The sequence below is a fragment of the Clostridium sp. 1001271st1 H5 genome, assembly GCF_005845215.1.
Taxonomy (GTDB): domain Bacteria; phylum Bacillota; class Clostridia; order Lachnospirales; family Lachnospiraceae; genus Enterocloster.
In genome coordinates this window covers 1-12,957 of sequence record NZ_SPHO01000009.1, presented here as the reverse complement: position 1 = coordinate 12,957, position 12,957 = coordinate 1, and the positions used below count along the sequence as shown (strand labels likewise).

Sequence of the window (12,957 nt, the reverse complement as noted above, 5' to 3'; positions counted from 1 at the left end):
AGGAGTGATAATGTTATGAAGACAGCATATAAACCTGTTGTAAAGCTTGCGGCAGCAGCGGCAGCGGCTTTTTTTGCCGTCAGCAGCATCCAGGGGCCGGTGACGGCCCTGGCCTACACAAAGCCTGCCGGAAGCCATGTACTGACTCCCATTGCTTCCGGTGTCACTACATTCAGTAACGATAAGGCCACCCTGGACGCGTCCAATGTGTCAGAGGGCTATATCATGGTAAAGTATACGGGAAGCGTCGGCAAGATTAAGGTGCAGATAACAAAAAGCGGTTCCGAGACATATACATATGATTTAAGCAGCAGCGGCGTATATGAGGTGTTTCCGCTGTCAGAGGGCAGCGGCAGCTATTCGGTAAAGGTGTTTGAAAATATACAGGGAAACCAGTATTCCCAGGCATTCAGCCAGAATGTGGATGCCAGCATAAGCAATCAGTTCGGACCATTCCTGTATCCCAACCAGTATGTAAATTTCAATGCTGCCAGCGCAGCGGTGCAGACCGGTGCAGCGGTGGCTGCCAGCGCAACGGACCAGCTGGAAGTGGTGTCAAACGTATATAATTATGTAATCAACAATGTCACCTATGATACGGCCAAGGCCAGTTCGGTCCAGTCCGGCTATCTGCCCAACGTGGATGTGGTGCTGGCGCAGAAAAAGGGTATTTGTTTTGACTATGCGGCCCTCATGACAGCCATGCTCAGGTCCCAGGACATTCCCACCAAGCTGGTGGTGGGCTATACGGGAAATCTGTATCATGCATGGATTAATGTATATCTGGAAGGCCAGGGATGGGTTGACAATATCATTTATTTTGACGGCAACAGCTGGAAGCTGATGGACCCCACATTTGCGTCCTCCAGCGGCCAGAGCCAGGAAATCATGCAGTACATTGGAAACGGCTCTAATTACAGGGCAAAATACAGCTATTAAGGGGAGGCAATGAGATGGCGAAAAAGGGAGAGGCGTATTACCGGTATTCCTATGAGGAGCTGTCGGCCTTCTGCCTGCAGATATCCCTGCTGCTGGAAGCGGCTGTTCCGCTGGAGGAAGGATTGTCCATCATGGCGGAGGATGCGGCTGTGCAGGGTGAGAAGGATATGCTGTTGTACATGGCAGAGGGCGTGGAGCTGGGAGACCCCTTCTTCAAGGTCATGGAGGATACAGGCGTATTTCCGGCCTATGTGGTGCGAATGGCCAAGCTGGGCCAGCAGACAGGCACCATGGACCAGATGATGAAGTCACTGTCCGATTATTATGAAAAGGAATACCGGCTCCTGCGGGCCATAAAGAATGCAGTTACATATCCGGTGATGATGGTGGTAATGCTTCTGGTGGTTCTCTTTGTGCTGTTTTCCAAGGTAATGCCTGTATTTAACAAGGTATACGAGCAGCTGGGGGCGCAGATGCCTCCCGTGGCAGCCTCAGCCATGCGGCTGGGCGGCTGGTTCAGCGGCGCTGCCCTTATTGCCGGGGCGGTGCTGGCCCTGGCGCTGTGCGGAATCTGGACAGCTTCCAAATTCGGCAAACGGTTTGCCGTGGTGGAGAGGTTTGTTAATTTTGTAAAGAGCCGCAGCAAGATTGCCCTGGCAGTTGCCAACCGCCGTTTTACCGCGGTGCTGGCCCTGACCCTGAAGAGCGGTATGGAGCTGGAAAAGGGCATGGACCTGGCAAAAGAGCTGGTGGAAAACGAAAGCGTGGCAGTCCGTATCGGGAAATGCTCGGAGCAGCTTCAGCTGGGTGAGAGCTATTATCAGGCCATGAAGGACACGGGCCTGTTTTCAGGCTTTTATGTGCAGATGATTAAGGTGGGAACCAGAAGCGGCCATCTGGACAGCGTCATGGATGAGATATCACAGGATTATGAGGAAATGGCTGATACTGCCATCGACGATATGATTGCCAGATTTGAACCCACCATTGTGGCGGTCCTGGCCATATCCGTGGGACTGGTCCTTCTGTCTGTCATGCTTCCTCTGGTGGGCGTATTGTCCGCTATCGGATAACAGTTAGGAGGCAGCAGATGAAGGTTAAGTCTCAGAAAAGAGAGAAGAATCAGGCGCTGGGATACATACTGTCGTTGGCGGCAATGGCTGCCCTGGTGGTTGTATTTGCGGTGGCCGTGCTGAATTTTTCAGGCAGAACAGGCGCAAGGGAAGAGGATACGCTCAGAAAGGCAGTGACAAGGGCTTCGGTCCAGTGTTATGCCATTGAGGGCCGTTATCCGCCCAGCGTGGAATATCTGGAGGAGAACTATGGGGTCCAGATTAACAGGAAGAAATACAATGTGTTTTACGATGGCTTTGCATCCAATGTGATGCCTGAGATTACCATCATACCCATAGAAGAGTAGGGGGCATACAGTATGAATCGGAAGACAGACAAGAAGGGAAATGCCGTTAGCGTGCTTTTTACCATGCTGCTGTTTCTGGTATTTGTGCTGTGTGCCCTTTTCACAGTGCTGATTGGAAGCCGGGTATATGAAAATATCAATGTGCGCAGCGACGCCAATTATACAGGCAACACAGCGTTGAGCTACATTGCCAACAAGGTGCGCCAGGAAGACCGGGCCGGGATGGTGAATGTGGTGGATGTGGACGGGACCCAGGTGCTGGAGATGAAACAGGAGATAGGGGAATCGGAATACGTCACATGGATTTACTGGGACAATGGGAGTATCCGGGAATTGTTTACGGACACATCCAGCGGCCTGGGACTTGCAGACGGACTGGAGATTCTGGAATGCCAGGGCCTGGAGCTTTTAAAGGACGGAAGGCTGCTGCATATAGAGACCGTGGGAGAGGGCGGCGGAAGCCTGGAGCTTTCCCTGCGGAGCGGAGGACTTGAGACGGATGAATAGGAAAAGCGGGTCCGGTTCGGGGCCATTTTTAATGGAAATGCTGGCGGTGGTTGGGTTCTTCATTATCTGCGCCAGTATATGTGTTCTGGTATTTGTAAAGGCTGACAGCATTAGCAAAGATGCCAGGGACATGAATCAGGCGGTGCTAAAAGCCCAGAGCCTGGCCGAGGAGCTAAAGGCGGGACAGACCCTTACGTGGTCAGAAATGCTGCCGGACCGGAATATATGGGAACACCTGGCATCTGCTGATGGTGAAAACCAGGAGCAGTCTGAATGGAACCAGGAGCTGGTTAAAAGTGAAGGCTACGACGGCATACATACCATGTACTGGGACAGCAGCTGGGAGGAAACAGAGGCAGGCAGTGAACCGGCTTTTCTGGGCGTCATATACACAGGAACAGTGGACGGCATGAAGCGGGCTGACATACTTATCATGCGTTATGGAAGAGGCGCTGATAAGGGAAAGCTGCTCTACCGCCTGCAGACAGAGACATATGCAGCCGGCAGCAGTGTATAGAATACAAAATACACGGCAGCCGGCAGGGCGGGAAAGTATGAAACACGGGAAAGGAAAGACAGATGGCAGGAGAGGCATCCAGGAATAAAGTGAATATAGGGGCATCGTCCCTGATTCTTATTTTCATCGTTCTGTGCATGGCTACCTTCGGACTGCTGTCCTTAAGCAGTGCCCAGGGTGATTTAAAGCTTGCCAAACGCAACGGGGACGCGGTCCGGGCATATTACCAGGCGGACAGCAGCGGGCAGCAGTGGCTTAAGGAAGTGGACCAGGTCCTGACAGAGGAAATGGGTGAGGGAAAGGATTCCACCCAGTGCAGCCTGGATATCAAGGACAGGCTGGGGGACCTCTATGACAGGGAGACCGGCCTTATTTCCACGGACATCCCCATGGACAGGGGACAGTCCCTGCACATTGAACTGGTCCTTATGTGCGGGGAACAGCATTACGATATAAAATCATGGTATGTATATGCCAGTGATGAGTATGAAATAGATAATTCAATGCCTGTGTGGGGCGGAGCAGCCCCATCCCAGGAATAAAACAGAGGCAAAAGGAGCAAAACAGATGAATGTGATGGAATTGCTTACATCGGCCGTGGAGCAGAATGCGGCCGACATATTTCTTATTCCAGGCATGCCCTTCTCCTATAAGATTGGCGGCCGGATTATCTATCAGGGTGATAACCGAATCATGCCCGACGAGATGGACAAGATGATTACGGAGATATACGGCCTGGCAAAGAACCGCGGCATGGAAAAGGTCCAGTCCCACGGCGATGATGATTTTTCCTTTGCCATCCCGGGTGTTTCCCGTTTCAGGGCCAGTGTGTTCCGCCAGAGAGGCTCCCTGGCAGGAATCATCCGGGTGGTGCGTTTTGAACTGCCGGATGCGGGCCAGCTCCATTTGCCGGAGAGCATCATCGGCGTATCCAGGCTTACCAAGGGGATGGTCCTGGTGACCGGACCGGCAGGCAGCGGCAAAAGCACCACCCTGGCCTGTATCATCGACGAAATCAACAGCACCAGGAACGCCCATGTCATCACATTGGAGGACCCCATTGAATACCTGCACAGGCATAAACAGAGCGTGGTAACCCAGAGGGAGATTGTCACGGATACGGACAGCTATGTCACCGGCCTGAGGGCATCCCTGCGCCAGGCGCCGGATGTTATCCTGCTGGGAGAGATGAGGGATTATGAAACCATCAGCATAGCCATGACAGCGGCGGAGACAGGCCATCTGATACTTTCCACTCTGCATACTGTTGGCGCAGCCAATACCATTGACCGTGTCATTGATGCGTTTCCTCCCAATCAGCAGCAGCAGATAAGGACCCAGCTGGCCATGGTGCTGGATGCAGTCATATCCCAGCAGCTCATACCAACTGTGGACGGCGGTGTGCAGCCAGCCTTTGAAATCATGTTTTTAAACAATGCAATCCGCAATATGATTCGTGAATCCAAGATTCACCAGATAGACGGAATCATTGCCACCTCCCAGGAGGAAGGCATGATATCCATGGATAACAGCCTTATAAAATTATACCGCGACGGTGTGATTTCCCGTGAAAATGCCGTGGCTTACAGCAGCAACAGCGAGCTCATGGAAAAGAAGCTGGCCAGGTAACCGGAGAGCCGGATGGAAGTCCCGGAAAAACTGGCTGTTAAACCAGTGGGAATAAGACACAGGTTTTACAGATATACTATGGATATGAACAGCAGACCGGGACAGCGGGAAAGGAGCAGCACGTGAGAGCAGACAAGAGGAAAGTGGTAATCGTAGGAACTGGAATGGTGGGCATGAGCTATGCCTACTGTCTTTTGAATCAGTCGGTATGTGATGAGCTGGTGCTTATTGATGTAAACAAGAAAAGGGCTGAGGGGGAGGCCATGGATTTAAACCATGGCCTGGCATTTGCCAATTCCAGCATGACCATATATGCAGGGGAGTACGATGACTGCAGGGATGCGGATATCGTGGTCATCTGCGCCGGAGTGGCCCAGAAGCAGGGGGAGACCCGTCTGGACCTTCTGAAAAGGAATGCAGAGGTGTTCCGTTCCATCATTGAGCCTGTTACCTCATCGGGATTCAATGGTTTGTTCCTGGTGGCAACCAACCCGGTTGACATCATGACCAGAATTACCTGCACCCTGTCAGGCTTTAATCCGAGACGGGTGCTGGGAACAGGAACCGCCCTGGACACGGCCAGGCTAAGATACCTGTTAGGCGACTATCTGAAGGCAGATCCCAGGAACGTCCACGCCTATGTTATGGGAGAGCACGGGGACAGCGAGTTCGTGCCCTGGAGCCAGGCGCTGCTGGCCACCAAGCCCATACTGGAACTATGCGGGGAAAATGGGGAAGCAGTAAGCCGGAGACGGTTTGATGAAATTGAGGAAGAGGTGCGTACCGCTGCCTACAAAATCATAGAGGCCAAGAATGCCACCTATTACGGCATCGGCATGGCTCTGACCAGAATAACCAAGGCCATTCTGGGAGATGAGCATAGCGTGCTTACCGTATCCGCCATGCTGCGGGGGGAGTACGGCCAGATGGACGTATTCGCCGGCGTACCCTGTATCATAAACCAGAACGGGGTGCAGAGGGTTCTGCCCCTGTCCCTGACGCCAGAGGAGCTGGAAAAGCTGGGACGCTCCTGTGATACGCTGCGGGAAGGGTATGACGGGATTTTCTGATGACTGAGAGCATGAAGGACCGGTATAAAGGCGCGGTCCTTCATGTGTGCCGGAAAGAATTGTTTTGAAAAATTTGAAAATTATTGTTGACAAAACCATAGGGGCATGATAATATATACAAGGTTCGCGTGAGCGATACCAAAACAGGATAAGCTGCTGTGGCTCAGTCGGTAGAGCGTCGCATTGGTAGTGCGGAGGTCACGGGTCCGATTCCCGTCAGCAGCTTTCAGAAAAGAGTGGAAACCATTGATTTTACAGTGGTTTCCATTTTTTTTGTATCAAACAGGCTGCAGACACTTGTAGACACTTAGATTATAGTGCTTTTGCAATCAGGTTCTCTGATGCCAATCCACCCCCGAGTATTTATAAACAGGCGAGGGGAGGATAATTGCACCTAAAAAACAACAAATTTTGGATGATTACAAAATAACCTAATAATTTATGAGAAAAGATAAATAATATCCGGTCAAATCCCTTCCTTTTTCGGTATATTTATGGTAAAATCTATTCTATTCGGCAAATAGTTACTATTTACATGATACATTACATAATTTCCCAAAGGTTGACAACAGATGGGAGGATTTATTTTAGATACGGCTGGGAGTCTGGATTTATGAAGAGTACGGACTCCCTTTTTTATCGGGCAGGGGGGATATAGATGCTGGATTGGGTCTTTGGGATAGGGGCCTTTGGGATGTTTTTCCTATATGACTGGAACCGGGTTTTTCTGAAAAAGAATTGGTTTGCTCCATTGTTTGCAGCAGGGAACCTGCTGCTGGCTGCGGTGGGAGGAAGGATGGTATATACCAGTGTTTCACCGGGGATTAAGGAACCGTCTGTATGGCTCCTTCCGGGGGCATTTTTTCTGGCAATGCTGATTTATACACTGTATTTTGCATTGCCCTTTGACAGTACTTACTGTCAGGAGGCGGACCGGCACAAGGTCTGCCGTTCCGGTATGTATGGCTGGTGCCGTCATCCGGGTATTTGGTGGTTTTTCGGCTGCTTTTTCTGCATGGGCCTGTCCACCGGAAATCCAAACCGGGTGATGCTCAGTCTTTGTCTTTCTTTTCTGAACCTTCTGTATGCCTGGTATCAGGACAGGCTTATATTTGTAGAGGAGTTTTCTGACTACAGGGATTACCAGGAACAGGTACCATTTTTACTACCCAGACTGTGGAAAAGGCGGTGAATTGGCATGACATTTGAGGAAAAACTGACCAATCAGGAATATGACAGGATATGGCAGGAATACTGCGGTTTTCTGGACCTGGATATGGCGTCTTATATGAAAATCCAGAGAAGGCTTTTGGAGGAGCAGATTGGGCTGTGGTGCGCCAGCCCTCTTGGAAAGAAGATTCTAAAGGATAAGAGGCCGGAGAACATAGATGAGTTCCGGGCCATGGTTCCGCTGACCACCTATGAGGATTATGCGGATGTCCTTCTTTTGAAGAAGGAGGACATGCTTCCTGATAAACCAATCATATGGATACAGACCACCTGGGAGGGAGGAAAGCATCCCATCAAGGTGGCTCCCTATACCAGCGGCATGCTGAAGACTTATAAGAATAATATCCTGACCTGTCTGATGATGGCCACCAGCAAGGGAAGGGGGAACTTTGATATCGGAATCGGCGATACATTTCTGTATGGACTGGCGCCGCTGCCCTATATCACGGGCCTGATTCCCCTGGGATTGTCGGATGAACTCCACATAGAGTTCCTGCCTCCGGTGGACGAGGCTGTGAATATGACGTTTTCCGAGCGGAATAAAAAAGGATTTAAGATGGGGCTGGGGAAGGGAATTGATTTCTTTTTCGGCATGGGCAGCGTGGCCTATTTTGTGAGCATGAGCATAGCCAGCCTGTCTGAGAACGGCAGGAAGGGCGGGTCCACCCTGAAAAAAATGTTTACCATACCCCCTTCCATGACACTGCGCTACCTTAAGGCTAAGAAAAGGTGTGAGAGGGAAGGCCGGGGGCTGATGCCCAAGGACCTGTTCAAACTAAAGGGATTTCTGTGTGCGGGAACAGATAACCGCTGTTATAAAGATGACCTGGAGGAGCTGTGGGGCATCAGGCCGGTGGAAGTGTTTGCAGGGACAGAACCCAGCTTCATCGGGACAGAGACTTGGAACCGCAACGGACTGTATTTTTTTCCGGATGCATGTTTCTATGAATTCATACCGGAGACGGAAATGTATAAGAATCTGGACGACCCCTCCTATAATCCCAGGACCATATGCATGGACGAGGTGGCAGCCGGGGAGGTATATGAGATTGTTCTCACTGTGCTGAAGGGCGGGGCGTTTGCCCGGTACAGGGTAGGGGATGTCTACCGATGCCTGGGGCTCTCCAGCAAGGAGGATGAAACCCGGATTCCCAGGTTTGAGTACATAGACCGGGTGCCGGATATCATTGATATTGCCGGCTTTACAAGGATTTCGGAAAATTCCATTGAGAATGTCATCAGCCTGTCGGGAATCGATGTGACGGACTGGGCAGCATTAAAGGAGTTTACGGAGGACAGGGGGAGGCCCTATCTTCACATGTACGTGGAGCTGGCGCCTGGCTGTGTGGTAAACCGGGCTGTGAGCCGGGAACTTCTGAAGGAACATTTAACCATCTATTTTAAATATGTGGACCAGGATTACCATGACCTGAAGCGGATTCTGGGGATGGACCCCCTGGAGATAACCATCCTGCGGTGCGGTACCTTTGCATCCTACCGGGAAAAGACAGGAAAGACACTGAGGCATATTAACCCATCCATCCATGATATACAGGAAATGTTAAAGATACAGGCAACCTTTGACGGGCGCAGGAGATACTGATTGTATGAGAAGCTATGTTTTTATATCCATAACAGCTTTATATTTCTATACCTTTCTTATGCTGGCTTTTATGTCGGCTAAGAAGTCACGGCTGATTCGTGACTTTATTGCTGTGCTGGGCGCCATGATTCTGTGGACCGGCGGCTCCCTTTTGATGAGGCTTAGGGCCTGGCCGTCCTATGAGCTGTGGTTCCATCTTTCCCTGGCGGGAATCTGTCTGGTTCCGTATGCATTTTTCTGTTTTATCAGGGATTTCTGCGGCCATAAGGCGAAAAGTTCCCACAGGATGTGGATGGTTCTTATCCTGCTGGTGAATCTCTACAATATATGGACCAGAAACCTGGTCCGGCCGCCCATGATTGAGTGGAACGGGGTTAATGCTGTGTTTGTCTACCATATGAACTGGCGCGCCAGCATCATATACGGACTCTGTTTTCTGGTTATCATACATACGGCGGCCATTATTTGGAACAGCCGGAAAAACAGGGCGCTGAGGGCCAAGGTGGTTCCGCTGCTGTCAGGTATCTTTCTGCTTTTTGCAGGCAATATGGCTGTGCCGCTGTTCAATGGATTTCCCATTGATATCCTGTCAGGAGTGCTGAATGCAGGGGTAATGTTTTATACGCTTTATTCCAGGCATGTGTTCCGCATGACCCTTTTGGTATCCAGAGGCAACTGCTACATCATTGCCATGGCGGTAAGCGCTCTGGCTTTTTACAATGTGGCCCAGACCCTGGACGGCATCATCCGCCAGGATATACCGATGCTGGCGCCGTTCAGCGTCATGATTGTGGCCACCATGACCATGATGGTCACACTGCTGATTTACATTGTGGCCAAGGGATTTTTTGACCGGATTTTTATCAAGGAGGAGGTGAGCCAGACAGAGCGGCTCAGCGAATACACGGCTATTGTGTCCCAGTCCCTCAGGCTGACTGAAATCCTCAATGCCCTGGTGAACGTCATAGGAAGTTCCCTGCACACAAGGAAGATTTATATCTGCATCAAGGATTCTCAGGGGAATTATCCGGCAGTGTTCAGCAGCAGTCCCCTGGATGACAAAAATTTTTCCCTGGCAGGCAGCGCACCCCTTATCAACTGGCTAAAAAACCATGATTCCTGCCTGCTGCTTAAGGACTTCCGCAGGACCGTGGAATACAAGTCCATGTGGGAGGAAGAAAAATACCAGATGGAGGTCCTTAAGATTGAGTGCATCCTGCCTCTTAAGGATGGGGATGACCTGGCGGGCCTGGTGCTTATGGGAGGCAAGGAGAAGCGCGGGAAGATGCGGGCCAGGGGATATTCCGAGGAGGACATTATATTCCTTAACTCCATTGAATCAGTAAGCTCCATTGCGGTGAAGAACTCCAGGCTCTATGAAAAGGCATATGAGGAAGCCAGGACAGACGAGCTCACCGGACTTTTAAACAGGAAGTATTTCTGCGAGACACTGGAGGAGAGTTACGAAAAATGCAGACGTACCTCCCTGGCCCTGGTCATTTTCAATGTGGATGATTTTAAGCTGTACAACCAGCTTTACGGCAATCATGAGGGGGATAAGGCCCTGGTGCATATAGCGCGCATCATACAGGGAACCGTGGGGGACAATGGATACTGCGGACGCTACAGCGGCAAGGAGTTTGCTGTTGTCCTGCCGGATTATGATATCTATTCAGCCCAGAATCTGGCGGAGAACATTTCAAGGCAGATTCAGAACATGAACCTGGACTGTACGGATACGTACTTAAAACCACTGACTGTCAGCTGCGGAATCTGCGCGGCGCCGTATGCAGCAGCGTCCATGAACGAGCTGATATCCAATGCAGACTGTGCCGTATACCATGTGAAGCGTTCCGGGAAGAATGGAATCCGGGTGTACTCAGACGGAATCATCGGGGTGAGGGACACGGATGAGGGGCTGGCTAAGAAGCACCGGAGCATGTATTCTGAATATGCGCCCACCATCTATGCCCTGACAGCTGCCATTGATGCAAAGGACCACTATACATTCCAGCATTCCAAAAATGTGGCCTACTATGCCCATGCCATGGGACAGGCCCTGAAAACCAGCGAGGAGTACCAGGAGATACTGAAGGAATCAGCCCTGCTCCATGATATCGGAAAAATAGGGATACCGGAAAACATCCTGAACAAGACCGGAAAACTGACGGACGAGGAGTACAGTACCATGAAACGGCATGTGGAGGCATCCGTTGAAATCATACGCCATCTTCCCTCCATGGATTACGTTATTCCCGCGGTTCTGGGCCACCATGAGCGGTATGACGGAAGGGGATACCCCAGGCGTATTGCGGGGAAGGATATTCCCCTGGCCGCCAGAATCCTGTGTATAGCGGATTCCTTTGACGCCATGGTATCCAAGCGCAGCTATAAGCCCAGCATGTCTGTGGAATTTGCAGTAAATGAGCTGGAGCGGGGCGCGGGCGCACAGTTTGACCCGGAGCTGGTGCCGGTTTTCATCGGCCTGGTGAAGGACGGAAGTATCCGGCCTGTATTGGATGACGGGAATGAGGGCAGCCATGAGGACGGGAACATAGCCAGCCCTGGAAATGGGAATATGGAAGAGACAAGCAGTTGATTGTGTGGGAAAAGACCATGCAGAAAAGCCTATTCACTTCAATGCAGAGTGGATAGGCTTTTTAATATGTTTTTTTGCGGGATGGATATCCGGGCAGTTGGATGCTGCCGTCAGAAATCCATAGGTGAATTGTCAGAACTCCGGCGTGTGCCTGCTAAAAAACCATCTGCACCAGCAGCATATAGCACACTGTCCCCAGCACAATGCTGGCCAGGGTATTTTTCTTCCAGAGGTGTAGTCCCACCACCACACCGACGGATATAAGCTCCGGCAGTCCGTAGGGGCAGGCCAGGGGTGTGATTCCTTTCAGGCAGTAGACCACCAGCACGGCCATGATGGCTGCCGGGAGAATGGTTCCCAGATAGCGGACCAGCTTGGGCACCTCCTTTTTACCGCCAAAGAGCAGGAAGGGAAGCCAGCGGGTAACCTGGGTGCACAGGGCGCAGATTAGGATGGTAATCAGTACGTAATTTGAATGAATCATGGTTTAATCCTCCTCCATTTTCTGTTCCACGGTCCTGCGCAGGAACAGCAGGATGGCTACGGCAGCTGCCAGGGCGGGCAGGATGAAATTGGAAGAACGGATAAGCACCAGAAACAAGGCACCGCATATAAAACCTGTGACAGCCGGTATATGGGTCCTGGCTGCTTTCCACTGGTCCACACAGATGACCACGAACAGGGCGGTCATGGCAAAATCAATGCCCGTGGTGTCAAAGGTAATGAGCTCACCCATAAGAGCGCCCAGAACTGACCCGGCTACCCAGTAGCACTGGTCAAAAAGTGCGGTAAAAAACGTGGCCGCCTTCCATTCCCTGTCCGTAAAATCAGATGGACGGGCCATGGAACACAACAGGGAATACGTTTCATCTGTCAGGGAAAATACCATGTAAGGATAGGTTTTTTTCATTTCCTTGAAACGCTGGATGAAGGTCAGGCCGTAAAATGCATGGCGGCTGTTGATGAACAGGGTCATGACAGCCGTGGTCACATAGCTTAAGCCGCCGGTGAGAATGCCCACCAGGGCAAACTGCATGGAACCTGCATAGACCAGGGTACTGATGAGAAAGGCCCAGAACACGCCTAAACCGGATTTCTGCAACAGGAGTCCAAAGGCGATTCCCAGGAATATGTAGCCCAGAAAAATGGGAATGGTTTTTATCAGTGCGAATTTAGCTGCTTTTTTCATGGTTCGGTAAATCTCCTCATAGTTGTACATAATTTAGCACATTAATATAGTATAGCAGACATGGAATAAGATTTCCACTGTAAAATGTATTTTTCCCTTTCCCATATGTCATAATTGTGATATGATTAATAATTATATTTATCACAATAGCAACGTAACGGAGGAACAATTATGGCAGACAAGGATACCCGTCTTTGGACTTTAACACCATAATTCTTTAGGGGCAATTCAACACATCATATATTTACAGTCAG

At 50.7% G+C, this 12,957-nt stretch carries 13 protein-coding genes and 1 tRNA gene; 12 read left to right on the top strand and 2 right to left on the bottom strand.

From position 1 onward, the window contains the following. The first annotated feature begins 15 nt into the window (after positions 1-15). From FGS84_RS14705 to FGS84_RS14650, 12 genes are all read left to right on the top strand, one after another. Positions 16-939: a transglutaminase-like domain-containing protein gene (locus FGS84_RS14705; protein ID WP_138309301.1), complete on the top strand. Its 924-nt coding sequence runs from the start codon at positions 16-18 to the stop codon at positions 937-939. A 14-nt stretch (positions 940-953) separates the two neighbouring features. Next, on the top strand, positions 954-2,012 hold the full coding sequence (locus FGS84_RS14700) for a type II secretion system F family protein (RefSeq protein ID WP_138309300.1): 1,059 nt from the start codon (positions 954-956) through the stop codon (positions 2,010-2,012). Between the two features lie 17 nt (positions 2,013-2,029). Beyond that, positions 2,030-2,359 carry a hypothetical protein gene (locus FGS84_RS14695; RefSeq protein ID WP_138309299.1) on the top strand — a complete coding sequence of 110 codons (330 nt, stop codon included), beginning with the start codon at positions 2,030-2,032 and terminating at the stop codon, positions 2,357-2,359. A 12-nt stretch (positions 2,360-2,371) separates the two neighbouring features. Next, the gene (locus tag FGS84_RS14690) at positions 2,372-2,866 is read left to right on the top strand and encodes a DUF4860 domain-containing protein (protein WP_138309298.1); all 495 of its coding nucleotides are present in this window, start codon (positions 2,372-2,374) and stop codon (positions 2,864-2,866) included. Beyond that, positions 2,859-3,383 carry a hypothetical protein gene (locus FGS84_RS14685; RefSeq protein WP_138309297.1) on the top strand — a complete coding sequence of 175 codons (525 nt, stop codon included), beginning with the start codon at positions 2,859-2,861 and terminating at the stop codon, positions 3,381-3,383. The genes FGS84_RS14690 and FGS84_RS14685 overlap by 8 nt, the downstream gene beginning before the upstream one ends. A 62-nt stretch (positions 3,384-3,445) precedes the next feature. Continuing rightward, on the top strand, positions 3,446-3,925 hold the full coding sequence (locus tag FGS84_RS14680) for a hypothetical protein (protein WP_138309296.1): 480 nt from the start codon (positions 3,446-3,448) through the stop codon (positions 3,923-3,925). 25 nt (positions 3,926-3,950) lie between these two features. Continuing rightward, positions 3,951-5,012, top strand: coding sequence for a PilT/PilU family type 4a pilus ATPase (locus FGS84_RS14675; protein WP_138309295.1), 1,062 nt, complete (start codon positions 3,951-3,953; stop codon positions 5,010-5,012). Between the two features lie 122 nt (positions 5,013-5,134). Continuing rightward, positions 5,135-6,082: an L-lactate dehydrogenase gene (locus FGS84_RS14670; RefSeq protein ID WP_138309294.1), complete on the top strand. Its 948-nt coding sequence runs from the start codon at positions 5,135-5,137 to the stop codon at positions 6,080-6,082. 152 nt (positions 6,083-6,234) lie between these two features. Further along, positions 6,235-6,307: transfer RNA gene (locus tag FGS84_RS14665), tRNA-Thr, on the top strand. A gap of 433 nt (positions 6,308-6,740) precedes the next feature. Further along, positions 6,741-7,274, top strand: coding sequence for a methyltransferase (locus FGS84_RS14660; protein ID WP_138309293.1), 534 nt, complete (start codon positions 6,741-6,743; stop codon positions 7,272-7,274). Between the two features lie 6 nt (positions 7,275-7,280). Next, on the top strand, positions 7,281-8,915 hold the full coding sequence (locus tag FGS84_RS14655) for a GH3 auxin-responsive promoter family protein (protein WP_138309292.1): 1,635 nt from the start codon (positions 7,281-7,283) through the stop codon (positions 8,913-8,915). Between the two features lie 4 nt (positions 8,916-8,919). Beyond that, a complete protein-coding gene (locus FGS84_RS14650; RefSeq protein ID WP_243129985.1) occupies positions 8,920-11,514 on the top strand; it encodes an HD domain-containing phosphohydrolase in 2,595 nt (864 codons plus the stop codon). Positions 11,515-11,668: 154 nt separating this feature from the next. Here the strand turns inward: FGS84_RS14650 and FGS84_RS14645 are convergent, their stop codons facing one another. Both FGS84_RS14645 and FGS84_RS14640 read right to left on the bottom strand, forming a co-directional pair. Then, complete coding sequence (locus FGS84_RS14645) at positions 11,669-11,998, bottom strand: branched-chain amino acid transporter permease (RefSeq protein ID WP_138309291.1); 330 nt, start codon at positions 11,996-11,998, stop codon at positions 11,669-11,671. A 3-nt stretch (positions 11,999-12,001) separates the two neighbouring features. Next, positions 12,002-12,703, bottom strand: coding sequence for an AzlC family ABC transporter permease (locus tag FGS84_RS14640; protein ID WP_138309290.1), 702 nt, complete (start codon positions 12,701-12,703; stop codon positions 12,002-12,004). Positions 12,704-12,957 lie beyond the last annotated feature (254 nt).